Below are 24,590 nucleotides of genomic sequence, written 5' to 3'. Positions count from 1 at the left end.
TCCTCCTTGGGCAGCTCGAAGTAATCGGCCTGCTTGTCGGCGCCGATGTCCAGGGTGCGGATGACCACCATGCGGCCGTCCATGGCCTCCAGCACCTGGCGGTAGGCCTGGTACTGGTCCTCCTCGGGGGGATAGTTGTCCCGGCCCAGGTAGAGGAACTCGCTGCGGAACAGACCGATGCCGTCGGCGTCGGCGCCCAGAACGGCCTCCAGATCCTTGGGTGCGCCGATGTTGGCGCACACCAGCACCCGGCGGCCGTCGGGGGTGACGGCCTCACGGCCACGGAAGGTGTCCGGATAGCGGCGGTGGGCCGCCTCCTGGTCCCGGCGGCTCTCCAGCTCCGCGGTGGTCCGGGCGTCCGGGTCCACAAAGACCTCGCCGGAGGCGCCGTCCACAAACACGTTCTTGCCGTCAAAATCCTCCAGCAGGCTGTCCCCCAGGCCCACCACAGCCGGGATACCCATGGTGCGGGCAAAGATGGCGGTGTGGGAGTTGGAGGAGCCCTGGGCGGTGATAAAGCCCAGCACCTTGTTCTGGTCCAGCCGGGCGGTCTCACTGGGCACCAGGTCGTCGGCGGCGATGATGCAGGGCTCGCTGCCGCCCAGCTCCTCGTCCTCCTGGCCGGTGAGCAGGCGGATGACCCGCCGGGACACGTCCAGCACGTCGGCGGCCCGCTCCTTCATATAGTCGTCGTCCATCTGGGCGAACATCTCGGAAAACTGGGCGGCGGTCTGGTCCACCGCGTATTCCGCGTTGACGTGTTCATCCCGGATCATGCCGGTGATGGATTCGCAGTAGTCCAGGTCCTCCAGCATCATCTGGTGGATCTGGAACAGGAGAGCCTTCTCCTCGCCCAGCTTGGCGCAGGTCTCCTCATAGAGGGCGCCCAGCTGCTCCATGGCTCCTTCCCGGGCCTGGTCGAAGCGGAGCACCTCGGCCTCAGCGTCAGCCACCTCCCGGCGGGGCTGAGCCTGGGCGTCCCGGCGGAGGAAGCGCAGATTGCCCGAGGCCACGCCCCGGGACACACCTTCACCGTGCAGTACCGTCATGACAAGCGCCTCCTTTAAAAGTTCCCCTGGAAGAACTTCTCCAGGGTCTGGGCGGCCTCAGCCTCGTCGGCGCCGTCCACGGCCACCTCCACGGTCTCGCCGCACTTGACGCCCATGCCCATGATGGCAAAGAGCCGCTTCAGGTCGGCGCTCTTCTCACCCCGGGTCAGTTTCACGGTGCTGGAGAACTTCTGGGCCTCCTTCACCAGCAGGCCGGCGGGACGGGCATGGAGCCCGTTGGGATCGGTAATGGTGTACTGGAACTGAATCATATCAGAATACCTCTTTTTATATTATAGATGTAGGTCAGGCCCGCTTGGTCAGGGTGATGATGGTGTCGCCGGGACGGACCTCGCCGCCCTCCGCCTTTTCCATGACGAACTCGTCGCCGTTGCTCACCACCACGGGAGTGGCCAGGTCGAAGCCCTGGGCCAGCAGGGCCTCACGCTCAAAGGACAGCAGCAGCTGACCCCGCTTGACCTTGTCGCCCTCCTTCACGTGGGCGGCAAAATGCTTGCCGCCCAGGGCCACGGTGTCCTTGCCCACGTGGATCAGCAGCTCGGCGCCGCCGGTGGTGAGGAGGCACACGGCGTGATGGCTCTCCAGCAGGTTCTCCACGGTGCCGTCGGCAGGGGCGTACACCTTGCCGTCGGCGGGGATCACGGCCACGCCGTCGCCCAGGATCTTATCGGCAAAGACCTGGTCGGACACCTGCTCAATCCCGATGACCTTGCCGGTCAGGGGGCTGCCCAGGCGCTCCACGCCGGGCTCCTCAGCGGGGACCTCTTCCGCGCCCTTTTTCTTTCCAAAGAGCCAGGAGGCAAATCCTTTTTTCTCAGACATGGTAAAATGCTCGCTCCTTTCAAGCTTCTGCAATGACTGTGCTGCGAAAAAAATAAAAGACGTCCCTCCGGACAGAACTCTTCCGGGGACAATGCCCCGGCACAGAGGACTTTCCAGATCGGACGTCAGAACGCACAAAACTCAGGCGGCTATTGTATTCAACTTTTGCTTGCGAGCACAGTATAGCAACTAAAGTTTCATGTGTCAAGTAAAAAAATAAAACTTTTTTCGAAATATATGTGCATATCAGACAATTCGAAAGTTTTCATCCAGGAAAGTTTCATCAAAATGATGGATTAGGAAGAAAAGAAGCCAGTTAGCGAAACAATGTGCCATAAACTGCTCAAATAATTGACATGAAATGCAGTATTTATTAGGATGAATGCACAGCGAAGGCTGTTGCTTGCAATAATATGATTTCTCCTCCCGGCTTTCGGACGGGCTGAGAGGAGATGGGAGCGGAACGCACCACCGGCTCCACTCAGGCGCGGAAGGAGAATGGGCGTTGAATTTAAATCTGGACGCAATGACCACGGAGACCCGCAATCAGGCCACCATGAATCTGGATACCATGACCCCGCTGGAGGTTGTGACGGCCATGAACCGGGAGGACGCCAGAGTCCCCCAGGCCATTGAGCCTCTGCTGCCCAACATCGCCAAAGCGGTGGAGTGGGCCATCGACTCCCTGGAGAAGGGCGGACGGCTGTTTTACATGGGCGCCGGCACCAGCGGCCGGCTGGGCGTGCTGGATGCCGCCGAGTGTCCTCCCACCTTCGGCGTTTCTCCTGACCTGGTGGTGGGCCTCATCGCCGGCGGCGAGAAGGCCTTTATCAAGGCGGTTGAGGGCGCTGAGGACAGCCGGGACCTGGGCCGGGATGATCTGAAGGCCCACAATCTGAGCAAGGACGATCTGGTGGTGGGCATCGCCGCCAGCGGCCGCACCCCCTACGTGCTGGGCGGCCTGGACTATGCCCGGGAGCTGGGCTGCCGCACTGTGGCCATCTCCTGTAATGCCGGCTCCGCCGTGGGCCAGGCTGCCGACCTGGCCATCGAGGTGGTGGTTGGCCCCGAGGTGCTCACCGGCTCCACCCGGCTCAAGGCGGGCACCGCGCAGAAGCTGATCCTGAACATGATCTCCACCGCCACCATGGTGGGTGTGGGCAAGGCCTATCAGAACCTGATGGTGGACGTAATGCAGACCAACGAGAAGCTCCACGTCCGGGCTGAGAAGATTGTCATGGAGGCCACCGGCGTGGACCGTGACACCGCCAAGGCCACCATTGCGGCGGCCGGCGGCAGCGTGAAGACCGCCATCACCATGATTCTGGCCAACTGCGATGCCGAGGAGGCCAAGGCCCGCCTGGACAAGGCCAGAGGCCATGTCCGCGAGGCCATTCAGTAAGGCCGGAAGCCGGTCAGGTACTTATGGCGAGAACAGCCTGGGGGCTGTTTTTGCGTTCCGCCCAGCGGAACGATTGTGTGTAACCCCAATAGAAAAAGGAGAGGTGTAACATGACAAATCAGGAACTTTCCAGCAAGATCCTGGAGTTGGTCGGCGGCAGAAGCAACGTCGTCAGCGCCACCAACTGCATGACCCGCGTCCGCATCCATGTCAAGGATGACAGCGCCATTCAGGACGCCGCGCTGAAGAACGTGGAGGGCGTTCTGGGTCTGGTCCACGACAACCCCGGCTATGTGGAGGTCGTTGTCGGCCCCGGCAAGTGCCGCAAGGTGGCCGACATCTACAAGGACATGGGCATTCCCGTCTCCGCTGAGAGCGGCGACGCCGGCGTGTCCGCCAGCAGCGACTGGAAGGCCAACAAGGCCGCCATCAAGGGCGCTCAGAAGGAGAGCAAGATCAAGTCCATGCTCAAGACCCTGGGCGAGATCTTCGTGCCCCTGATTCCCGGCGTTATCGCCGCCGGTATCTGCTCCGGTCTGGCCACCCTGCTGGCCCAGGCGGTTCCCACCTACGCTGAGAACTCCGTCCTGGCCATCATCTATAACCTGCTCAGCCTCATCAACACCGCCTTCATGACCTACATCACTGCCTGGGCCGGCTACCGCGCTGCCGAGAAGTTCGGCGGCACCCCCATCCTGGGCGGCATGGTCGGTATGATCACCACTCTGGGCAACATCGACGCCATTTCCAAGATTGTGGGCCTGTACAACGAGGCCCAGCCCCTTGACGCCATCCTCCGTGCCGGCCGCGGCGGTGTGCTGGCCGTCATCATCGGCGTGTGGGTCATGTGCAAGATTGAGAAGGCCATCCGCAGCAAGATGCCCGACGCCGTGGACATCTGCTTCACCCCCATTCTGACCCTCATCATCACCCTGATCCCCTACATCCTCATCGTCATGCCCATCACCGGCCTCATCTCCACCGGCCTGTGCAAGGCGGTCGAGGTCGTGGCCATGAGCACCAACCCCGTGGTCCGTATGGTCGCCGGTTATCTGGGCGCCGCCCTGTTCCTGCCCATGGTGGCCATGGGCATGCACCACGGCCTGGTGGCTCTGTACACTGTCCAGCTTGAGGCCTTCGGCTATGTCACCCTGTATCCCGCCCTGGCCATGGCCGGCGCCGGCCAGGTGGGCGCTGCCATCGCGCTCTCCATCAAGGCCAAGCGCACCGGCAACCACCGTCTGCGCCAGGTCATCGGCGGCGCTCTGCCTGCCGGTATCCTGGGCGTGGGTGAGCCCCTCATCTACGGCGTCACCCTCCCCATGGGCAAGCCCTTCTTCACCGCCGGCCTGGGCGCCGGCTTCGGCGGCGCCTTCGTCATGCTGATGCAGGTGGCTGCCACCACCTGGGGCCCCTCCGGCCTGCTGGGCATCTTCGTCATGACCGCCGGCCCCAACAGCGCTATCGTGTCCATCGTCTACTTCCTCATCGGCCTGGTGATCAGCTACATCATGGGCTTTATCTTCACCTGGTTCGGCATCAAGGATCAGGATGTGGCCGCGGCCTGAGTCACTGGGCTATTCGGTCTACCTGACCTCCTTTGAGCAGCAGCGGGAGGAACTGGAGACCCTCGCAGGCAGCGGCGCGGCCGTGTTCCTCTCCCTCCACATCAGCGAGGAGTTCTCGGCGGACTACTGCCGCCGGGCAGAGGAGGCCTGCCGGTGGCTCAGCGCCCGGGATTTTCGGATTATCGCGGATGTATCCACAAAAACAGTGGCCCAGTTCGGCCAGCCGGATCTGATCCGGCTGGCCGAACGGCTGGGTATCTGGGCTCTGCGGGTGGACTACGGCTTCTCTGCAGAGGAGATTGCCGGCCTGGCGGCCCGCATCCCTGTGGTGGTCAACGCCTCCACCACCAGCCCGGAGGACGCGGAGCGCATTGCCGCTGCCGGGCCCCTGGTGATGGCCATGCACAACTTCTACCCCCGGCCTGAGACCGGCCTGGACGACGACTTCTTTTTGGAGCGCACAAAGGCGCTCCGGGCGGCCGGGCTGAAGGTGCTGGCTTTCATCCCCGGCGACGGGACGCTGCGGGGTCCCATTCACGCGGGCCTGCCCACACTGGAGCGGCATAGAGGCATGCCCCCTTCGGCCTGCTTTGCCGATCTGGCAGTCCGTCTGGGCGTGGACGGCGTCTTTGTAGGCGACCCGGGCATTTCACCCCGGGAGCGGGCGCGCATTCTCCGGTTCTGCCGGGATGGAGTGCTGGAGCTGCCCGCTCAGCTTGCACCCGAGGCGCAATGGCTGTACGGCCGGGTCTTTACCAACCGGCCCGATTCCCCCTCCCGGCTCATCCGACTTGCCGAGTCCAGAGAGTACTCCTGCTTCGGCAGACAGGTGACGCCCCAAAACTGCCTGCCCCGGACAAGGGGCAGCATCACCGTGGACAACGACGGCTACGGCCGCTACTCCGGTGAGGTGCAGCTGGTCCGCTCCGACCTGCCGGCGGACAACCGGGTCAACGTGATTGGCCGGGTGGAGGAGCCCTGGCTTCTTCTGGCGGACTGTGTCCGCAGAGGAGAGAAATTTGTCCTGACCCGGGACTGAAGATTTCCGCACGGACAACAGCAGGCCGCGGGCCCCGGAAGGGAGCCTGCGGCCTGCTTTATGCCCCGGGCCGGTTGCGGCGCGGGGGAAAAGATGGTATGCTGTGCCGGGACGCTGTCCCGTATTCTGCGAAAATGAGGTGCCCCTATGGAGATTTCCCTGCTGGCCATGGATCTGGACGGGACCGCCCTTCTGGATGACCGCAAGACCTTCAGCCCCCGGCTGTACGCCGCCCTGGACGCGGCGGCCCGGAGGGGTGTGGCCATTGTGCCAACCACCGGACGGCAGTACGCCATGCTGCCGCCTGCCGTCCACACCGGCGCGGACTGGGAGGACCTGTGCGTCCTGTGCAACGGCGGCGAGGTCCGCCGGCTCCGCACTGGTGAGCTGCTGGAGGCCCATTATATTGAGACGGACACGGCCCGGCAAGTGATGGAAATTGCCGCCAGCCTGGGCCTGCCGGTGGAGCTCTCCGCAGGCGGACGGCTCTATCTCACCCGGGAGAGTTGGAATATGCAGCGGGAGCACGGGGAGGACCTCCGGTTCCACCTGAACAACATCCTCACGACACGGGGGCAGGAGGTGCCCAGCCTGGATGCGGTGCTGGAACAGCCCGATCTGGCCCTGGACAAGGTCAACCTGCCCTACATCCCCTGTGGGCTGAGGGCGGAGGCGGAGCGGCTTCTGGCCGGAGCCCCCATCTCCTTTGCCTGGTCCAGCCCCCAGAGTGTGGAGGTCACCCACAGCCTGGCCACCAAGGCCAACGGGATGCTGACGGCCTGCCGGCTTCTGGGCGCTGACCCGGCCCGCACCATGGCCATCGGCGACAGCGGCAACGACATCCCCATGCTCAAAGCCGCAGCCCTGGGCGTGGCCATGGAGAGCGCAGCCCAGGAGGTCAAGGACGCGGCGGACGCGGTGACCGCCTCCAACATGGAGGAGGGCGCTGCCATGGCCATTGAGCGATATATTTTGGGCGGACAGTGAGCCGCTCCGGAGGACACAACATAAAATATAAAAGGAGAAATATGCCATGATTCGCATTTATGCAGCAGAGAATTATGATGAGATGAGCGAAAAGGCGGCCCGTATCATTGCCGCTCAGGTGATTGTGAAGCCCGAGTGCGTGCTGGGCCTGGCCACCGGGTCCTCTCCCGTGGGCACCTACCAGCGTCTGGTGGAGCGGTACAAGGCGGGCAAACTCTCTTTTGCCGGCGTGACCACCGTGAACCTGGACGAGTACAAGGGCCTGTCCGGCGCCCACGACCAGAGCTACCGCTACTTCATGCAGCACAACCTGTTTGACCATATCGACGTGCACCCCGAGTGCACCCACGTGCCCAACGGCCTGGCCGAGGACGCCGAGGCCGAGTGCGCCCGGTACGACGCCTTTGTCCGCAGCCTGGGCTGCGCCGACCTGCAGCTGCTGGGCGTGGGGCGCAACGGCCACATCGGCTTCAACGAGCCCTGCGATGAGTTCGTGGTGCCCACCCATGTGGTGGACCTGACCGAGAGCACCATTGAGGCCAACGCCCGGTTCTTTGCCTCCCGGGACGAGGTGCCCCGCCAGGCTCTGACCATGGGCATCGGCGTGATCATGGGTGCCAGGAAGATTGTGATGGTGGCCAGCGGCGCCGACAAGGCGGACGCCGTGTACGGCATGGTGAAGGGCCCTGTGAATCCCCAGCTGCCCGCCTCCATCCTGCAGCTCCACCCCGATGTGACCCTGGTGGCGGACAAGGCGGCCCTGTCCAAGCTGTAAGACAAGCTGTTTCGGAAGAAAAAAGCCGGGGCACTCCTTCAGGAGTGCCCCGGCTTTTTATGCTCATAGCAGGGGAGCGGGATTGGATCTGGGGAGGGAGCAGGAGCTGCGCTGGATGAGTGCGGGCGGGTAGAAGTAGTCCGTATGCTCAGCGGAGGGGTTCTTGATGCGGGAGAGCAGAATTTCGCAGGCCTGCCGCCCGATGAGCTCGGTGGGCTGGCGGATGGTGGTGAGAGGGACGGAGCACAGGTGGGCAATGGAGCTGTCGTCGTAACCCACCAGGGAGAGGTCGTGGGGGATGGATACGCCGAACTCTGCCGCCGCCCGCTGCACACCGACGGCAATCAGGTCGCTGAAGGCAAAAATGGCGGTGATATCCTTTTTCAGCAGCTCACAGGCGCCCCGATAACCTGATTCAATCTGGTAGAGTCCCTCGTAGACAAGACTTGGATCATAGGGGATGTTGTGGGCCTCCAGCACCTCACGGTACCCGGCCAGACGACGCTTTGAACCGTAGTCCGACAGGGAGCCGGTGATGCAGCCAATTCTGGTGTGGCCCAGCCGGACCAGATACTCCGCAGCCAGACGCCCGCCCAGCTGGTGGTCGGCGGCCACATAGTCGTGGTACACATCGTGGATAGCCCGGTCCAGAATCACGTAGGGAGTGGAGCAGGCCTTCAGCTTTTCCTGAAGGGCGTGCAGCTTGGAGGGACTGGCGTTGATGGTCTCCGGCGGCTGGAGCACAAAGCCGTCAATGCACCGGCTCTCCAGCAGGGAGATGTTGTCAATACACCGCTCCACCTGCTCGTCGCAGTTGCAGATGAGCAGGCCGTACTCGTGGAGACGGGCGCTGCGCTCCAGTCCGACAGCCATCTCGGCATAGAAGGGGTTGAGCATGTCGGAGTAGACAAGACCGATGGTGTTGGTTTTCTTGGTGACCAGAGAGACGGCCACCTGATTGGGGACATAGTTCATCTCTCTGGCCGTCTGCTGGACCTTGGCCCTGGTCTCCTCGGAAATGCGGCATTCCTTTCCTCGCAGCACCAGAGACACAGTGGTGACAGAGACGCCGGCTGCCCTGGCGATATCACGAATTGTACAAGCCAAAAGAATGCCTCCATCCTGTGGGTTGAACGCGCCGCCGGTGGGGAGGGAAACAGCCTTTGCAGTCCGATACCAGCGGTACAAGGTGAAAGTGTGATAGACACATTATAGCCAAAATGGGTGAGTTACGCAATCTGTTTTGGAGAAAAAAACGAAAAACACGATTGAATTAACGTTTTATCAAAAAATCAGAGAGGTGAGCAAAAGAAAATTAAGTACAAAACGACCAAAAAAGACAAAAAATATATGTATATTTTTAACGTAAATGATTTTAAGATTGACATATGACCGTTTTGATGCTAGGATTTTAAATGTAAGGTGCGGATGAGGAAACCGCACAAAAAGAATAAACGTTTTAACAAAAGGGGAGTAGCAGCTATGAAGAGAGTATCCTGTTTCTTGTTGGTACTGGTCATGTGTCTTGGCATTCTGGCTGGCTGCAGCAACAGTGAGCAGCCCAGCGGCAGCAGCGACCCCAGCGGCAATCCCAGCGGAAGCAATGGCGAGACCGTAGAGCTGTCCATGTGGTTCTGGGGTTCCACCTCCGAGCAGCAGGCCGCCATGGCCGCCAACCTGGTGGACAAGTTCAATGAGACCCATCCCGGCTACCACATGACCGTTGAGTACCGTTCCTCGGTCAACAAGGACATGGCCGTGGCCCTGTCCGCCGACGAAGGTCCCGACATCATCTACGAATCCTCTCCCTCCCTGGCGCTGACCTACATCCAGGCCGGCAAGTACGCCAACCTGGACGAGTACGCTGAGAAGTACGGCTGGAAGGACAAGATCCTCAGCTGCATGTATGACTCCGGCGTGTACAACGGCTCCCTGTACTCCCTGCCCATGGGCATGAACATCATCGGCATGGTGTACAACAAGCAGGTGCTGGAGGAGAACGGCTGGTCCGTTCCCACCACCGTGGATGAGCTGACCGCCACCATGGACGAGGCCATTGCCAAGGGCATGTACGGCTCCGTCACCGGCAACAAGGGCTGGCAGCCCACCAATGAGGACTACACCTCCCTGTTCCTCAACTCCTTCGGCGGCGCCGACAACGTGTACAAGGCCCTGGTGGACGAGATTCCCTGGACCGACGAGTCCCTGGTGAGCGCCATTGAGACCTCTGCCGAGTGGTACCAGAAGGGCTACCTGGGCACCGATTACTTCTCTCTGGACTGGTCCGACTCCGCTATGCTCCTGGCGGAGGGCAAGGCGCCCTTCTACTTCGGCCCCCTCAAGTTTATCCAGAACCTGATGCCCTACGCTGTGGATGAGAACGCCGACAACTTCGGCTTCACCGTCTTCCCCGCCGTCGGCGATGTCCCCGCCACCTACACCGTGGGCGCCACCGGTCTGCTGGCCATCAACGAGAAGACCGAGCACAAGGATGTCTGTGCCGAGTTCCTTGACATGATGATGACCACCGACTTCGTCACCGCCATGGCCAAGGACTGGCCCGGCTACTGGGCGGTGCCTCTGACCACCCTGAGCGAGATCGATATGAGCCAGTTCGAGGGACTGTCCAAGATGTTTATGGAGGGCGTGGCTGAGGCCTGCGCCGCCATCGATGCCGGCAACTTCGGCTATTACAACTCTTCCTACATGCCCGCCGAGGCCTTTGACCTGATGTGCGTGGTGGACGCCGTGTGGCTGGGGGAGAAGGATGCCACCGAGTTCATGCAGGAAATTGATACTTCCTTCCAGAATGACTTTGATGCCGGTTCCTGTCCCATTTGCCCCGCTCCCGGCGGAAGCAAATAACCATAAGGAAACTCTCCTTCGGAGAGGAAACGGTGACCGTGTCGTCTGTGCACGGTCACCGTATTTTATAGAAAGAGGTGATGCGCTGTGTCAGGCAGACGGATCCGACAGAAAATTCCCTACTATCTGCTGATGGCACCGGCGGTGATTCTCAGTGTCTGTGTGATTCTGATCCCCTCCATTACCACCATCGTATCCTCCTTTACCGATTGGAACGGCATTTCCTCCGACATGAACCTTGTCGGCTTCTCCAACTACGCCGAGCTGATTGGCGACAGTGTCTTCGGCAAGGCGCTGACCAACAACATCAAGTGGATGATCATGTACCTGACCGTCCCCGTGCTGCTGGCGCTGGCGGCCTCCATGTGCCTGCTCAAGCAGAAGAAGGGCCGCTCTGCATTTCAGGTCATCTTCCTGCTCCCCTACGTCATCGCCCCCATCGCCAACGCCCTCATCTGGCTGAATATGATTTACAGCCCGGTCACCGGTCTGTTCGGCTTCTTCAAGAACGTGCTGGGCTGGTCCTGGGTCTCCTCTCCCCTGACCTCCACCAGCTCGGCCCTGGTGGGTGTGGCCGTGGTGGACATCTGGCACTACTGGGGCTACCTGGCCGTGGTCTTCCTGGCCGCCCTGCGCCAGACCCCCGGCGACTACATTGAGGCGGCCACGGTGGACGGCTGCAACGGCTGGCAGCTGTTCCGGTATGTCTACTTCCCCAGCATGCTGCCCACCTTCAAGCTGATGATGGTGCTCATCGTCATCCAGTCCTTCCTCCAGTTCGACTATGTCTACCTGCTGACCTCCGGCGGCCCGGCCCACGCCACCGAGATGCTGGGTACCCTGACCTATAACTACGCCTTCACGCTCTTCCAGTTCGGCAAGGCGGCGGCCATCGCGGTCATGATGTCCATTCTGGGCCTGATTGCGTCGGTCATTTACGCCCGTATGAACCGCAGTGAGTCTCAGTAAGGGGTGAGAGCATGAAAGAGAGCAAAACAACCCGGGTTCTGATTAAGATAGTGCTGTGCCTGCTGGCGGTGATCTGCGCCCTGCCCATGCTGCTGGTGCTCATCAACAGCTTCAAGACCCACCAGGATATCGTCCACAATCCCCTGGCCATCCAGTTTACCGCCGGTCTGAGCAACTACGTCAAGGCCTGGACCGACGGCCGCTTTGCCCAGGGCCTGCTCAACAGCGTGGTATACACCGGCAGTACAGTAATTGTTGTGCTGGTGTTCGCCACCCTGGCGGCCTACGTCATCGCCGGGCGGAAGGTACGGGGCACCTCGGTGGTGCTCAGCTACTTCCTGGTCACCATGACCATGCCGGTGTACCTGTTCCTCATCCCCCTGTACCGGGTGTACGCCAAGATGGGCTGGCTGGGCAACCATGTGGCTGTGTCCTTTATCCTGGCGGCCTGCGGATTGCCCCTGGCCATCTCCCTGCTGCGGGCATTCTTCATGTCCATTCCCAAGGAGCTGGAGGAGGCCGCCCGCATCGACGGCGCCGGCACCATGCAGGTCATCCGTCACATCATCCTGCCCCTCCTCTCTCCCGGCCTGGTGACGGTGGGCATCATCACCGGACTCAACTCCTGGAACGAGTTCCTGGTGTCCTCCACCTTCCTGACCGGACAGAAGAACTTTACCGCCATGCTGTCCCTTATGTCCCTCAACGGTACCAATACATCCAACCACGGCACCAATATGGCGGCAACGGTTATCATTGTGGCGCCCATTATCATCTTCTTCATCCTCATGCAGAGGCGGTTCATTGAAGGCATGGTAAGCGGCGCAGTGAAAGGATAAGAATATGCAGCTATCCCAAGCCTATCGCAACAAGATCTACGCCGGTGTTCTGGGCAAGATGATCGGCGTGTACCTGGGCCGCCCGGTGGAGGGCTGGCCCTACCAGACCATCATCGACCGGTTCGGCGAGATCCCCTACTACGTCAACAAAGAGCTGGACCTGCCCCTCATTGTGGCCGACGACGATCTGTCGGGCACCTTCGCCTTCTTCCGCGCCGTGGAGGACAACGGCTTCCCCGCGGAGGTTACGGCGGAGCAGATCGGCAAGACCTGGCTCAACTACATCATCGAGGACCGCTCCATCCTCTGGTGGGGCGGCATGGGCAACTCCACCGAGCACACCGCCTACCTGAACCTGAAGCGGGGCATCCCCGCCCCTGAGAGCGGATCTATCCAGCGCAACGGCCCGGTGCTTGCCCAGCAGATCGGCGCCCAGATCTTCATGGATGCCTACGCCATGATGTGCCCCGGCGACCCCGAGCGGGCCAACCGTCTGGTGCGCGCCTGCGCCGGCGTGTCCCACGACGGTGTGGCGCTGGACGCGGCGGGCTTCCTGGGGGCCCTGGAGGCGGCGGCCTTTGATGAGAAGGACCTGAACAAGCTCTTCGACAGCTGCATGGCCTATGTGGAGACCGACCAGCTCCGCAGCTTGGTGGACGACGTGCGCAACATCTGCGCCGCCCAGTCCGACTGGCGGAAGGTGCGGGAGGTGCTGGACAGCCGCTACGGCTACCACCTCTACCCCGGCCCCTGCCACATGATTCCCAACCACGCCATGGTACTGGCGGCTATCCTCTGCGCCGGAGACGACTTCGCCCAGTCGGTGAAGATCGGCGCCTCCGCCGCCTGGGATACCGACTGCAACGCGGGCAATGTGGGCTGCTTCAACGGCATCCGCCTGGGTCTGGAGGGGCTGGAGACCGGCCCCGACTTCCGGGGCCCCGTGGCCGACCGGCTGCTGGTCATCACCTCCGACGGCGGCGAGGGAATCACCGACGCGGTGAAGGAGACCCGCCGCATCGTCCGGGCCGCCGAGCGCACCACGGGCCTGGAGGAGACCCCGGCGCCCGCCCGGTTCGCCTTTGAGTACCCCGGTAGCGTCCAGGGCTTCATGCCCTGCCCCTACGAGCCCTTCCCCAAGGCGGAATTCACCCTGGGCAACGGCAACATGGAGGGGGCGGGGGACGGCCTGCGGGTCCGCTTTGCGGCTCTGGCTGAGGGCGCCAACGCCAGTGTCAGCGTGGCCACCTTCCTGGACCTCCACGAGGAGTACCGCAACTACGAGACCTACGTCTCTCCCACCCTGTACGGCGGCCAGACCGTGGTGCTGAAGGCGGACTGCCCCTCGGAGCAGGGCCCCAAGCTGCGGCCCTATGTGTGGTACGCCGACCGGGACAACAATCTGAAAAAAGAGGCGGGCCCCTGGGAGCAGCTGGGCCCCGTCACCCGTGAGATTCGCTGGACCGTGCCCGACCTGGGCGGTCTGCCCGTGCTCCGCTTCGGCGTGGAATTCTCCTCGGTGAAGCGGTACACAGGGGACGTGTTCCTCCGCGGCGCGGACTGGAGCAACACCCCTGTCAGGCTGGAGCAGAAGGGCATCATGATGAAGGACATGTGGGACCTGAACCCCTTCTGGGCCAAGATGTTCGTGTCCAGCGCCAAGAATTTTGCCCCCAACCTGAACTGCACCTACTGCATCAGCCACAACGAGGAAAACGGCGTGGCCACCGTGGGTACCCGGGACTTCACCGACTACACCGTGTCCTCCCGGCTGAAGTTCAGCCTCCACCGCCAGGGCGGCCTGGTGGTTCGCAGCCAGGGCCACCGGCGGTACTACGCCGCCGTCCTCACCGGCGGGGACACCCTGCGCATTATCAAGCGGATGGATGAGCAGGAAATTGTTCTGGCCGAGGCTCCCTTTGCCTACGAGCAGTTTGTGCCCTGTGCTCTGTCCCTGCGGGCGGAGGGCAACCGGCTGACCGCCCGTGCCGGAGACGTGGAGCTGACGACTGTGGACGAGGATCAGCCCTATCTCCGCGGTGCCGCCGGCTATCTGGTGGACAGCGGGGCCATGTTTATCGACGGATTTTTGCTGGAGGGAGTGTAAGAGCGTGGAATATGTCATTGCCACCACCGTCTCCACCGACGAGGTTCACCTGGCCGACGGAACGGTCATGGAGAACCAGCCGGGCAGCGCCGGTTTTTACGCCCTGGCGGGCGTGCGGGTGTTCACCGACAAGGTGGGCATCTGCGGCGGCATCGGCCCGGAGTATCTGCCCCGGCACGAGAAGTGGTACCGGGACAACAATGTGTCCACCGACGGACTGATTGTGCGGGGCGCCGTGGCCCCCACCATCGTCATTCACTACTACCCCGACGGTTCCCGCACCGACGAGCCCAATGTGGGCCTGTCCGAGTTCCGGGCCCTGGACCCCTCGCTGGACGAGGTGTTCCGCTGCTGCGGGCCGGAGACCAAGGGCGTGTACGTGTTCAAGGACCTGGACCGGGATTACCTGGACGGCCTCATCGGCGGCAGGCTCCGCTTCGGCTACAAGCTGATGTGGGAGATCTCCGAGGACGCCTGCAAGCCGGAGAACGCGGATGTAATTGAGTCCTATCTGAAGTACATTGATATCTTTTCCATCAACCGGGGCGAGGCCAAGCTGCTCTACGGCATTGACGACGAGACCGAGGCAGAGCGGCGGCTGGCTGCCGCCTCCCCCAACTGGGTGTTCTTCCGCCGGGGTTCCCAGGGGGCCCACATGCTGGCCCAGGGCGTCAGCTACGACTGCCCCAGCGCCAAGGACATCCAGGTGGTGGACACCACCGGCGGCGGCAACAGCTCCTCCGGCGCGGTGCTCTACGCCTGCTGCGAGGGGTACAGCCCCCGCATGGCGGGCTGCATGGGCTCTGCCGCTGCTGCGGAGATCATCAAGCAGTTCGGCGTCCCCGAGCTGTTCACCCCCGAGCTGACCCGGGGCGCCATGGAGCGTGCCCAGCGGCTGTGCGGGGAAAAGAATGACTGAGAAGAGGAGAACGACAAATGAGCGGTAAGTATGAAAATGCTATGCTGCTCCAGGTGCTGAGCGTGCCCGAGCTCCTGGAGCAGGTCTATCCCGATGTGGAGCCCCAGGTGCGCTATGTGCTCACCACCCCCCAGATTTTCTCCGTGAAAAAGGTAGTGCTCACCAGCTGCGGCGACGGATACGCCGCCTGTCTGGCCGCCAAGCGGGCCTTTGAGCGGTTCCTGCAGATCCCTATTGAGGTGGTGGAGCCTCTGGCTCTGTCCCGCTACTACCAGATGAAGTGGGTGGGCGAGTCCCCCTGTGACCCCCTGGTCATCGCCGTGAGCAACTCCGGTCAGGTGACCCGGGTGGTGGAGGCGGTCAAGCGGATGCGGGCCCACAACGCCCTCACCGTGGCCATCACCTCCAACCCCGAGTCCCCCCTGGGCAAGGCGGCCGAGAAGGTCATCGTGCCCACCATCCCCGCCTTTGAGAGCTCTCCCGGCATCCGCTCCTACGCGGTGCTCCAGATGATCGTCTATCTGCTGGCCATCCGCATGGGCGAGGTGCGCCTGAAGTACCCCATGGACCAGGCCAACGTGTACCGGAAGGAGCTCAAGGAGCTGCCCAAGGCCTTCCTGGCCGACGCCGAGCAGGTCTGCGCCCTGGCTCTGGAGGCAGCGGAGCAGTTCCGGGACGCCGCCAGCGCCGAGATGATCGGCTGCGGCTCCGACTACGGCACCGCCTGGTACGGCCACGCCAAGATGTACGAGGCGGTGGGCCTGCCCGCCGTCCACCTGGACAGCGAAAACTGGTTCCACGTCAACTATTTTGTCAAGGACGTGGCCCACACCCTGACCATGGTCTTTGACAGCGCCGCCAACGAGGCCCACAGCCGCACCAAGGAGCTGGTGGCCCGCCTGAACCAGATGGGCCGTGACTTTGTGCTGGTGACCGACGACAGCGAGCTCCAGGCCAAGTACCGCTTCCTGGTGCCCAAGTCGTCCAACGGTCTGTTCCTGTCCATGGCCGCCCACATGGTGCCCGCCCTCATCGCCGGCTACCTGGCCGCCATGCGGGAGGAGCCCTACAGCCGGGCCTTCCAGGGTATCTGGGCCGAGCCCGACGGAGCCTATTCCACTACCGTCTCCGAGACGGTCTGCCTGGACTAAGGAGGAGAAGAGCAATGCTTGAGAAGATTCAGTTCCGTACCGAAAAGGACGGCGTGACCTCGCTCACCGAGCAGATCAACGCCTTTGTGGAGAAGTCCGGTGTCCAGAGCGGCCTGCTGTGTGCCTTTATCACCCACACCACCGCCGGCCTGACCGTCAACTCCTTCTGGGACCCCCTGGGCCATGAGGACATTCAGGACGAGATCCGCCGCCTCATCCCCACCCGTGTGGACTTCAAGCACCAGCACGACACCCCCGAGGATGCCGCCGGCCACGTGAAGAGCACCCTCATCGGTCCCTCCCTCACCTTTATCATTGAGAACGGGAAGCTGCTGCTGGGCCACTCCCAGGGCATCTACTTCCTGGAGTTCGACGGCCCCCGCAACCGGGAGTGCTACCTGAAGATTCTGGCCGAGAAGTAAACGAGTTCGGGAAAGGAGCCCCCAGACTGTGAAAAAGAGCGAGATCATCCGCAGCAAGCCCTCCATCCAGCTGATGCAGGAGCGGTACGAGTACTGGAGCCGGGTGCCCTATCCCGGCCTGGTCATTGACAACAAGCCCGCCATCACCCAGGTGGACATCGACAAGGTGGGAGACTACCTCATCTACCTGGTCCGTGACCCCCTGGGCGCCTACGGCAAGGACCCTGCCGAGCGCATGGCCGAGCGGCTGGAGAACGCCGAGTGCATCGGCAACTCCGGCATGTTCCTCAGCTACACCGGCTACTACAAGGGTGCCAAGATCACCTGCGTCAGCGGCGGCAGCGGCTGCCCCGAGGTGGAGCTGGCCATCAACGACTTCATGGAGTACACCAACTGCTCCACCTTCCTGCGGGTGGGTACTTCCGGCGGCGTGGCCGAGAAGGTGAAGGTGGGCGACTGCGTCATCACCTCCGGCGTATTCCGCGAGGACGGCACCTCCCGGGCCTACATCGGCGACGGCTTCCCGGCCTACTGCCACTATGAGGTGGTGACCGCTCTGGTCCAGGCCGCCGAGCAGCTGGGCATGTCCTACCATGTGGGCGTCACCGCCTGTATGGACAGCGACTTTGTGGGCAACGGCCGTCCCTCCGTGGGCGGCTACCTCCAGCCCGACAACATCAACAAGCTGGGCACCTACAACCGGGCGGGTGTGCTGAACACCGACCGGGAGTCCTCCATCATTATGACCATGTGCAACCTCTTCGAGCGGAGAGGCGGCGCTGTGTTCAACGTGACCGACAACCTGATCTCCGGCGAGAAGTTCCGGGAGGGTGCCGGCACTGAGACCTCCATTGACCTGGCTCTGGAGGGCATTGCCATCCTCCACCAGATGGACATGAAGAAGGCCCAGGCCGGCAAGGAAAACTGGTTCCCCAGCCTGGAGCAGATGAATTGAAGAGAGAGGAAAGGAAGGAATACACATGAGCGACAAGAGAAAGATCATTATGGACTGCGACCCCGGAACCGATGATTCCGTCTGCATTGTTATGGCCCTCACCCACCCCGACGTGGAGCTGCTGGGCATCACCACCGAGAGCGGCAACCTGCCCGCCGACAAGACTACCGCCAATGCCCTGCGTATTCTGGAGTACATGGACCGCGGCGACATCCCCGTGGCTCAGGGCATGATGCACCCCATGCTCCGGGAGTACCCCAAGGACCCCTACTCCCACGGCGTGGACGGCCTGGGCAACCACTTCTTCCCCGAGCCCAAGCTCAAGCCCATTGACAAGTCACCCGCCCAGTTCATCGTGGACACGGTGCTGGCCAACCCCGGTGAGGTGACCCTGGTGTGCACCTCCTGCCTGACCAACATCGCCATCGCCTTCATGAGCCGCCCCGAGATCATTCCCCTTATCAAGGAGATCTACCACATCGGCGGCGCCTACGGCATCACCGAGTACGCCTTCCGCAACGCCACCGGCGACAACCCCATGAGCGAGTGGAACATCTTCGTGGACCCCGAGGCCGCCAAGATTGTCTACGAGTCTGACGTGAAGCTGACCTCCATCGGCCTGGACATCGCCTTCAACCCCGAGGCGGTGAACATCTCCGAGGAGACCATTGAGAAGCTCAAGGCCCTGAACAACCGCCAGGCCAAGTACGCCCTGGAGATCATCGACTACATCGACGGCAACAACTCCATCGAGGACCAGGGCATCTTCATCAACGGCCCCATCGACACCACCGCCATGTGCTGCTTCATCAACCCCGAGATTATGACCGACGTGCGTGAGATCAACGTGGCCATCGACTGCGGCGGCACCCTGACCCGCGGCATGACCATCTGGGATCGCCGCGACCACTTCCGCTGGGAGCACCTGCCCAAGATCCGCACCGTCTTCGCCATTGATGGCGAGAAGTACCAGCAGACCTTCTACGAGGCCCTGGGCGGCAAGCAGTGAGCGGGGGGACAGCCATGAAGGAACAGACCCCCACCATTCACAACGCGGCCAAGTACGGGGAGATTGCCAAGACCGTGCTGATGCCCGGCGACCCTCTGCGGGCCAAGTACATCGCGGAGAAGTTCCTGGAGAACCCCCGGCTGGTCAGCGACATCCGCAACATCTACTGCTACACCGGCACCTACCAGGGCAAGGAGGTCTCGGTCATGGCCAGCGGCATGGGCGCCGGGTCCATGAGCATCTACTCCTATGAGCTCTTCCACTTCTACGATGTGGACGCCATCATCCGGGTGGGCTCTGCCGGCGGCATGCACCCCAGCCTGAAGCTGCGGGACGTGGTGGTGGCGCTGGCCTCCTCCACCGACAACGGCTACGCCCGGCACTTCAACCTGCCCGGCGACATTGCCCCCTGCGCGGACTACGGCCTGATTGCCGGCGCGGTGGACTACGCCAAGGCCCACGGCATGTCGGTCCGGGTGGGTCCGGTGGTGTCCGGCGAGGGCTTCTACTACTCCGACGAGTGGATGAAGAAGTGGACGGACATGGGCATGCTGGCCGTGGAGATGGAGTCGGCGGCCCTGTATATGAACGCCATGGAGGCGGGCAAGCGGGCGGTGGCCCTGTGCACCATCTCCGACCTGATGTTCAACGGCGCTGCCTGCACGCCTCAGGAGCGGCAGGAGAGCTTTGACGACATGATTCTCATGGCGCTGTCTCTGGCCTGAACGGAGACAAGGGGCCCGGCCCGTATGGGCCGGGCCCCTGTTGCATGAGACGGTGCCTGCCGAATCCGCGAGGAGGCCTCTATGGAGACATACAGCCCCTTTAACTGGAAACTGGCCTTTGGCATTGCGCTGTTTTCCTTTTCCAACTACATCACCCAGCCACTGTACAGCGCTTTCGTCCCTCTGCTGCTCACCCAGCGGCTTTCCACGGCGGCACAGGTGGGGGCCATCCTGTCAGCCTGTAACTTCCTGGCCATGCTGATCCACCCGGCGGTAGGCGCTCTGTCCGACCGGACCCGTTGCCGGTTCGGCCGTCGGCGGCCCTATATTCTGTCCGGCGCGGTGAGCTGCGGCCTCTTCTTCCTGCTGATCCCGTGGCTGGAGGGAATGTGGAGCCTGCTGGCCGTCCTGGTGGCGTACAGCCTGACGGTTGCCTACTGGCGGGCGCCGCTCAGTGCCATTCAGGTGGACTGTGTTCCACCGGAGCACATTGTTCAGTCCAATGCGGTTGGTTCGTGCATGCTGGCGCTGGCCAGCGTCATGGCCTACCTGTTCAGCAACCGTCTGGTGTCGGGCGGGGCAGACCTGCGGCTGGTCTTTGCAGTGGGAGGCGGCGCGGCGGTGGCCGCGGCGCTCTGGGGCTGCTCCATTGTGCGGGAAGAGGACTCCCGGCAGATGGCGCTGACGGAACGTCAGCGGGAGCCGGGCGGGCTGGCTGCCGCTCTCCGTGGACAGGACCTGCCCGCGCTGGCCGCCATACTGCTGGCGGTGGCCCTGGCCTTCATGGCAAACTCCGCCTTCGAGTATTTCTTCACCCTGTTTTCCACCGAGTGGATGGGACTGGAGGCAGGACGGGCACCGCTGTATCTGGCGGTGTACATGGGGGCCTATTTCCTGGCCTCACTGGCCTGCAGCATTCTGCGGAGCAGACGCACTCCGTGGCGGATGGTCGCACTGTTCCTGGGGGCCTCCGCCTGTGTACAGATTCTGTTTTTCGCCCTGTGCGGCAGCGGACCCTCCATGGCGCTGGCGGGCGCCTGGCTGCTGTGCGTGGTGTACGGCGGCTGCTGGGGCATGGTCAACATCTACATCTACCCCCTGTGGCTGAGTTTCCGGCGTGAGGGCGGGGCGGGAAACCTGATGGGGCTGTATTTTGTCTGCACAGGCCTGGCCTCCACCCTGGCGCCGGTGACCTACGGACTGGTGCGGGACGGGACAGGAACATACAGAAGCCTGTTTCTCTTCTGCGGCGGCGTCTTTTTCCTGGCCTGCGCGCTGCTGGCCTGGGCTGGACGGCGGCAGGAGAGACAGAGCCCGGACGCCGGGCGGAGACAGGAGGTTTGACAGTATGGAAGGCAATGGTGGGTTGAAGGAGCTGTTCTTCGGCTTCATGGATATGCTGTCCAAGTGGATGGCGCTGAGCGGTCTGCTGCTGCTGGGCTGCATCCCGGTGGTCACAGCCGGGGCATCCTGGGCTGCCGCCTACTACACGGCGGTCAAGGCCCTGCGGCGGCACAGAAGCGGTATCTGGAGCTGCTACTGGCACAGCTTCCGCCAGAATCTGAAGCAGGGGATTATTTTCTCCCTGCTCATGCTGGCGGTGGGAGGACTGCTGGTCTTTTACCGCTTCGCCATAAGCGATGTGGAGGTCTTTTCCGCCCTCTACTTCGGTCTGGTGGTGCTGCTGGCAGTGGTGTTTCTGGCGGTGCTGGCCTGGCTATTCCCGCCGCTGTCCCGGTACGACATGACCGCCGGGCGGCTGCTGGCATCCAGCGTTCTGCTGGCCGCGGGGCACCCGCTGCGCACCATTGGGGTGGCGGCCATGCTGCTGGCCACAGTCTTTCTGACGGTACTGCTGCCGCCCCTGATTCTTCTGCTCCCCGGGCTGCTCTGCTGGGGCGCCTCCTTCCTCCAGGAGCCGGTGCTCCGACAGCTGGCAAAGGACAATCAGGCGCTGGGGCCGGAGGATGACCCCTGGTACGCAGAATGAGAGGAGATGCGCTATGACACACAGAGAACGGGTACTGGCCGCTCTGGCCCACCGGCAGCTGGACCGCTGCCCGGTGGACTTCTGGGCGGTGCCCGAGGTGGTGGAGCGGCTGCTGAAGCACTTTGACGCCCGGGAGGAGGCGGAGCTGTACGACCTGCTGGATGTGGACATGCAGTTCGTCTTTCCCCGCTCCACGCTGCCGGACCCTGAGATCCTGCCCGACGGCAGCTATTTTGACCACATGGGAGTCCACCGCCGTCCGGTGCGCAACCAGTACTGCACCTATGACGAGTACGCATCCTATCCCCTGGCCTACGCCCGGTCGGTGGAGGATCTGGAGCGCTACAACAAGTGGCCCGACCCGGAGGCCTTTGAGTGGGAGCACTTTGCCGCCCAGATTGCGCCTCTTCATGAGAAACGGTTTCTCAAGCTTCACGCGGGAGGCATCTTTGAGTACGCCTGGGCCTTGCGGGGCTACGAGCAGTTCATGATGGATCTGGTCATGGACCCGGAGATAGTCCACTACATTATGGACAAGTTCTGTACCTACTGGTGCACGTTCATCCGCCGGGCCATGGAGGCGGCGGGGCAGTATCTGGATATGGTGTATACCTACGATGACATTGCCGCCCAGAACGCCCTGCTCCTGTCCCCGGACATGCTGGAGGAGTTTGTCTACCCCTATCACCGCCGGATGAACGCTGTGATCAAGTCCTACGGCAAGCCCATCATGTACCACTCCTGCGGCGCAGTGCTCTCCCAGCTGCCCAAGCTGGCGGAGCTGCCCATTGACGTGCTCAACCCCCTCCAGCCCATGGCAAAGGGGATGGATTTCCGGTGGCTCAAGGATACCTGGGGAGACCGGCTCAGCTTCCACGGCGGCATCTGCCTCCAGTCCACCCTGCCCAAGGGCACACCCGATGAGGTGCGCGCGGCAGTGCGCCGGGCAATCTCCATTCTGGGGGAGAAGGGCGGCTATATCATGACCTCCGCCCATTACCTGCAGAATGATGTTCCCACTGAAAATATCCTGGCCATGTACGAGCCGGAATTGAGAAAAACAGGTGAATAGACACAAAAGGACGGCCTGTCTGGAGAAAAACGGACAGGCTGTCCTTTTTTTGCTCCAAAATGAGGGAGAACATGGCTTTAGCCGTTGTGAGACAAGGGATTGTGCAGAACATCTGAAAAATGAAAAGTTACAATAGAAATTTGGATAGACAGTATAAAAATTGAAAAGTGACCAAATGTCTATTGAAAGAGTAGGACTTATCAGGTATAATCTCCGCAATATCCCAGCTGTGCCGTACAACGGCAGAAAGGGGCAGAGCCCCGCCGTTCCGGCTCAGGCTGGGAACAACTGTGTTTGAATGATACAGAGAGGAAGGTTGACTGCATTGAAGTATACGAATCGGGTCATTTCCGGCCTGCTGAGCCTGGCCATGGTGGGCTCCCTCTGCACCACCTGGCTGCCGTCCGCAGCCGCCGTCTCCACCCGGGAGGACACCGCGAAGAGCGTGAGCCAGACCACCGGCTCCATCGCGCTGACCATCCGCTTTGCCCTGCCCCAGACGGCGGCAGGCGTGGCCAGGCGGGGCATCAAGCTCCAGCTGACCGACGGCAGCCAGAACACCGCCACCATTGACCTGGAGACCAAGGCGGTCTCCGGCACCGGCATCACCGCCGGCCAGGTCTCCGTGGAGAAGCAGAATGTTCAGGGTGTAACCCGGACCACTGAGGAGCAGATCGGCTATTATCAGGTGGTGCTCTCCGGCCTGCCCGCCGACAAGGCCGTGGGCAAGGAGTACACTCTCACCCTGACCGGCGCCGGCTACGCCGACTGCACCACCACCGTTACCCTCAAGGACTACTCCAAGCATGTGATTGTGTCCACTGACGACGGCACCTTTTCCCTGGGCGACATGGACGGCAGCGGCGCCGTGGACAGCGCCGACCTGACCGCCATGGACGGTCAGCTGGGTGAGTCCGATGAGCTGGACCTCTACGACCTGAACGGCGACGGCGTGGTGGATATCACCGACCTGTCCTATGTGAACAAGATGGTGGACGTCAGCGGCGCCCCCAAGGAGCTGGACACTGCCGCCATTGTCTCCGCCACCGTGGAGCAGGAGGGTCTGACCGTTGCTGACGGCAGCCTGGAGAATCTGTTCACCGGCGAGAGCACGGTTACCGTGGCTCCTGCCGCAGAGGCGGAGGAGCTGTCCATTCCCATCACCCTGGAGGAGCCCACCGAGATGAGCGAGATCTCCATTACCTCCCCCAGCGGAAACGGCGGCATTCAGGCCGGTACCGCCCTGGTGGAGGTGGAGGGCCAGGATGAGCCCATGGAGATTCCCTTCAATGTCGCCGCCCCCGCCGGCACCCACGCCATCAGCCGCACTGCCGGTGCCAACGTGGTGACCATTGACCTGGGCAAGAAGGTGCCCGTGAAGAAGGTGACCATCACCGTCTCCAAGGTGGAGGGCCAGACCGGCGACAAGCCCGAGTTTGCCACCGTCACCCAGATTGAGTTCCTCAAGGACATCGTGTCCGACGCCGTGGTGGAGGACAACCAGGTGAAGAACCTGGCCGCCACCGCCGGCGACAAGGAGATCACTCTGATCTGGGACAGCGTGAACAACGTCACCGGCTACACCGTCAGCTACGGCGCCAGCAAGGGCAACCTGAACCAGAGCACCGCCGTCAGCACCAACAAGGCGGTTATCTCCGGCCTGGAGAACAATACCACCTACTACTTCCAGGTTGCCGCCACCAACGGCGACTGGACCGGCACCCCTTCCACGGTGCTGTCCGCCGTGCCCCTGCCCGCCTCCGTGCCCGGCGCCCCCTCCAACCTGGTGGTTGAGGCTGCGGACACCGCGCTGCGCCTGTCCTGGAGCAAGACCAAGGACGCCACCTACTATTAGGTCTACTACCGCGAGAAGGGCGCCGACCAGTTCCAGGCCTGGGGCAGCA

The 24,590-nt window shown here is 62.5% G+C and carries 23 protein-coding genes; 19 read left to right on the top strand and 4 right to left on the bottom strand.

Going from position 1 to position 24,590, the window contains the following annotated elements; all coding sequences use genetic code 11:
* The 3 genes from ACOX7T_RS09415 to ACOX7T_RS09405 form a co-directional block, all read right to left on the bottom strand.
* Positions 1-1,049: phosphoenolpyruvate-utilizing N-terminal domain-containing protein (locus ACOX7T_RS09415; protein ID WP_433442115.1), on the bottom strand; the 1,049-nt coding region annotated here is incomplete at its 3' end.
* 14 nt (positions 1,050-1,063) lie between these two features.
* Complete coding sequence (locus ACOX7T_RS09410) at positions 1,064-1,321, bottom strand: HPr family phosphocarrier protein (RefSeq protein WP_433442113.1); 258 nt, start codon at positions 1,319-1,321, stop codon at positions 1,064-1,066.
* Between the two features lie 34 nt (positions 1,322-1,355).
* Entirely contained in the window at positions 1,356-1,892 is a 537-nt protein-coding gene (locus ACOX7T_RS09405) for a PTS sugar transporter subunit IIA (RefSeq protein ID WP_433442111.1), read from the bottom strand.
* Positions 1,893-2,397: 505 nt separating this feature from the next.
* Here ACOX7T_RS09405 and murQ point away from each other — a divergent pair.
* The 5 genes from murQ to nagB all read left to right on the top strand — a co-directional run bounded on the left by murQ (position 2,398) and on the right by nagB (position 7,663).
* Positions 2,398-3,294 (top strand): N-acetylmuramic acid 6-phosphate etherase, encoded by an 897-nt coding sequence (gene murQ, locus ACOX7T_RS09400; protein ID WP_433442109.1) that lies wholly within the window; start codon positions 2,398-2,400, stop codon positions 3,292-3,294.
* Between the two features lie 110 nt (positions 3,295-3,404).
* Positions 3,405-4,862 carry a PTS transporter subunit EIIC gene (locus ACOX7T_RS09395; RefSeq protein ID WP_433442107.1) on the top strand — a complete coding sequence of 486 codons (1,458 nt, stop codon included), beginning with the start codon at positions 3,405-3,407 and terminating at the stop codon, positions 4,860-4,862.
* Complete coding sequence (locus ACOX7T_RS09390) at positions 4,846-5,901, top strand: MupG family TIM beta-alpha barrel fold protein (RefSeq protein ID WP_433442105.1); 1,056 nt, start codon at positions 4,846-4,848, stop codon at positions 5,899-5,901. Before ACOX7T_RS09395 ends, ACOX7T_RS09390 begins: the two co-directional genes overlap by 17 nt.
* A 147-nt stretch (positions 5,902-6,048) precedes the next feature.
* Entirely contained in the window at positions 6,049-6,888 is an 840-nt protein-coding gene (locus tag ACOX7T_RS09385; protein WP_433442103.1) for an HAD family hydrolase, read from the top strand.
* A gap of 49 nt (positions 6,889-6,937) precedes the next feature.
* The gene (gene nagB, locus ACOX7T_RS09380) at positions 6,938-7,663 is read left to right on the top strand and encodes a glucosamine-6-phosphate deaminase (RefSeq protein ID WP_433442122.1); all 726 of its coding nucleotides are present in this window, start codon (positions 6,938-6,940) and stop codon (positions 7,661-7,663) included.
* A gap of 63 nt (positions 7,664-7,726) precedes the next feature.
* Here nagB and ACOX7T_RS09375 read toward each other — a convergent pair whose 3' ends face one another.
* A complete protein-coding gene (locus ACOX7T_RS09375) occupies positions 7,727-8,770 on the bottom strand; it encodes a LacI family DNA-binding transcriptional regulator (RefSeq protein ID WP_433442101.1) in 1,044 nt (347 codons plus the stop codon).
* Between the two features lie 375 nt (positions 8,771-9,145).
* On the opposite strand from ACOX7T_RS09375, the gene ACOX7T_RS09370 reads away from it, so the two are divergent.
* From ACOX7T_RS09370 to ACOX7T_RS09305, 14 genes are all read left to right on the top strand, one after another.
* Positions 9,146-10,528: an ABC transporter substrate-binding protein gene (locus tag ACOX7T_RS09370; protein WP_433442099.1), complete on the top strand. Its 1,383-nt coding sequence runs from the start codon at positions 9,146-9,148 to the stop codon at positions 10,526-10,528.
* 87 nt (positions 10,529-10,615) lie between these two features.
* A complete protein-coding gene (locus ACOX7T_RS09365; RefSeq protein WP_433442097.1) occupies positions 10,616-11,497 on the top strand; it encodes a carbohydrate ABC transporter permease in 882 nt (293 codons plus the stop codon).
* Positions 11,498-11,508: 11 nt separating this feature from the next.
* Entirely contained in the window at positions 11,509-12,336 is an 828-nt protein-coding gene (locus ACOX7T_RS09360) for a carbohydrate ABC transporter permease (protein ID WP_433442095.1), read from the top strand.
* A gap of 4 nt (positions 12,337-12,340) precedes the next feature.
* The gene (locus ACOX7T_RS09355) at positions 12,341-14,443 is read left to right on the top strand and encodes an ADP-ribosylglycohydrolase family protein (protein ID WP_433442093.1); all 2,103 of its coding nucleotides are present in this window, start codon (positions 12,341-12,343) and stop codon (positions 14,441-14,443) included.
* A 4-nt stretch (positions 14,444-14,447) separates the two neighbouring features.
* Positions 14,448-15,362, top strand: a complete 915-nt coding sequence (locus ACOX7T_RS09350) for a carbohydrate kinase family protein (RefSeq protein WP_433442091.1) — start codon at positions 14,448-14,450, stop codon at positions 15,360-15,362.
* A 17-nt stretch (positions 15,363-15,379) separates the two neighbouring features.
* The gene (locus ACOX7T_RS09345) at positions 15,380-16,513 is read left to right on the top strand and encodes an SIS domain-containing protein (protein ID WP_433442089.1); all 1,134 of its coding nucleotides are present in this window, start codon (positions 15,380-15,382) and stop codon (positions 16,511-16,513) included.
* Between the two features lie 14 nt (positions 16,514-16,527).
* The gene (locus tag ACOX7T_RS09340; protein ID WP_433442087.1) at positions 16,528-16,935 is read left to right on the top strand and encodes a secondary thiamine-phosphate synthase enzyme YjbQ; all 408 of its coding nucleotides are present in this window, start codon (positions 16,528-16,530) and stop codon (positions 16,933-16,935) included.
* Between the two features lie 28 nt (positions 16,936-16,963).
* A complete protein-coding gene (locus tag ACOX7T_RS09335; protein ID WP_433442085.1) occupies positions 16,964-17,890 on the top strand; it encodes a nucleoside phosphorylase in 927 nt (308 codons plus the stop codon).
* A gap of 25 nt (positions 17,891-17,915) precedes the next feature.
* A complete protein-coding gene (locus ACOX7T_RS09330) occupies positions 17,916-18,899 on the top strand; it encodes a nucleoside hydrolase (protein WP_433442083.1) in 984 nt (327 codons plus the stop codon).
* Positions 18,900-18,913: 14 nt separating this feature from the next.
* On the top strand, positions 18,914-19,624 hold the full coding sequence (gene deoD / locus ACOX7T_RS09325) for a purine-nucleoside phosphorylase (protein WP_433442081.1): 711 nt from the start codon (positions 18,914-18,916) through the stop codon (positions 19,622-19,624).
* Between the two features lie 81 nt (positions 19,625-19,705).
* Entirely contained in the window at positions 19,706-20,968 is a 1,263-nt protein-coding gene (locus tag ACOX7T_RS09320; RefSeq protein WP_433442079.1) for an MFS transporter, read from the top strand.
* A gap of 4 nt (positions 20,969-20,972) precedes the next feature.
* Complete coding sequence (locus ACOX7T_RS09315; protein ID WP_433442077.1) at positions 20,973-21,614, top strand: DUF624 domain-containing protein; 642 nt, start codon at positions 20,973-20,975, stop codon at positions 21,612-21,614.
* A gap of 13 nt (positions 21,615-21,627) precedes the next feature.
* On the top strand, positions 21,628-22,686 hold the full coding sequence (locus ACOX7T_RS09310) for a uroporphyrinogen decarboxylase family protein (protein WP_433442075.1): 1,059 nt from the start codon (positions 21,628-21,630) through the stop codon (positions 22,684-22,686).
* Between the two features lie 325 nt (positions 22,687-23,011).
* Positions 23,012-24,541, top strand: coding sequence for a fibronectin type III domain-containing protein (locus tag ACOX7T_RS09305; RefSeq protein WP_433442073.1), 1,530 nt, complete (start codon positions 23,012-23,014; stop codon positions 24,539-24,541).
* Positions 24,542-24,590: the final 49 nt, after the last annotated feature.

It is taken from the genome of Pseudoflavonifractor sp. (assembly GCF_050943825.1).
In the GTDB taxonomy this organism is placed as follows: domain Bacteria; phylum Bacillota; class Clostridia; order Oscillospirales; family Oscillospiraceae; genus Pseudoflavonifractor.
This window is presented reverse-complemented; position numbering and strand designations above follow the sequence as displayed.

Bases quoted from the DNA above. Each gene is read 5' to 3' on its own strand.
- ACOX7T_RS09405 (WP_433442111.1), bottom strand. From the start codon at position 1,892: ATGTCTGAGAAAAAAGGATTTGCCTCCTGGCTCTTTGGAAAGAAAAAG.
- ACOX7T_RS09410 (WP_433442113.1), bottom strand. From the start codon at position 1,321: ATGATTCAGTTCCAGTACACCATTACCGATCCCAACGGGCTCCATGCC.
- ACOX7T_RS09345 (WP_433442089.1), top strand. From the start codon at position 15,380: ATGAGCGGTAAGTATGAAAATGCTATGCTGCTCCAGGTGCTGAGCGTG.
- ACOX7T_RS09395 (WP_433442107.1), top strand. From the start codon at position 3,405: ATGACAAATCAGGAACTTTCCAGCAAGATCCTGGAGTTGGTCGGCGGC.
- ACOX7T_RS09340 (WP_433442087.1), top strand. From the start codon at position 16,528: ATGCTTGAGAAGATTCAGTTCCGTACCGAAAAGGACGGCGTGACCTCG.
- deoD (WP_433442081.1), top strand. From the start codon at position 18,914: ATGAAGGAACAGACCCCCACCATTCACAACGCGGCCAAGTACGGGGAG.
- ACOX7T_RS09370 (WP_433442099.1), top strand. From the start codon at position 9,146: ATGAAGAGAGTATCCTGTTTCTTGTTGGTACTGGTCATGTGTCTTGGC.
- ACOX7T_RS09390 (WP_433442105.1), top strand. From the start codon at position 4,846: ATGTGGCCGCGGCCTGAGTCACTGGGCTATTCGGTCTACCTGACCTCC.
- ACOX7T_RS09330 (WP_433442083.1), top strand. From the start codon at position 17,916: ATGAGCGACAAGAGAAAGATCATTATGGACTGCGACCCCGGAACCGAT.
- ACOX7T_RS09385 (WP_433442103.1), top strand. From the start codon at position 6,049: ATGGAGATTTCCCTGCTGGCCATGGATCTGGACGGGACCGCCCTTCTG.
- ACOX7T_RS09360 (WP_433442095.1), top strand. From the start codon at position 11,509: ATGAAAGAGAGCAAAACAACCCGGGTTCTGATTAAGATAGTGCTGTGC.
- ACOX7T_RS09355 (WP_433442093.1), top strand. From the start codon at position 12,341: ATGCAGCTATCCCAAGCCTATCGCAACAAGATCTACGCCGGTGTTCTG.
- ACOX7T_RS09320 (WP_433442079.1), top strand. From the start codon at position 19,706: ATGGAGACATACAGCCCCTTTAACTGGAAACTGGCCTTTGGCATTGCG.
- ACOX7T_RS09310 (WP_433442075.1), top strand. From the start codon at position 21,628: ATGACACACAGAGAACGGGTACTGGCCGCTCTGGCCCACCGGCAGCTG.
- ACOX7T_RS09315 (WP_433442077.1), top strand. From the start codon at position 20,973: ATGGAAGGCAATGGTGGGTTGAAGGAGCTGTTCTTCGGCTTCATGGAT.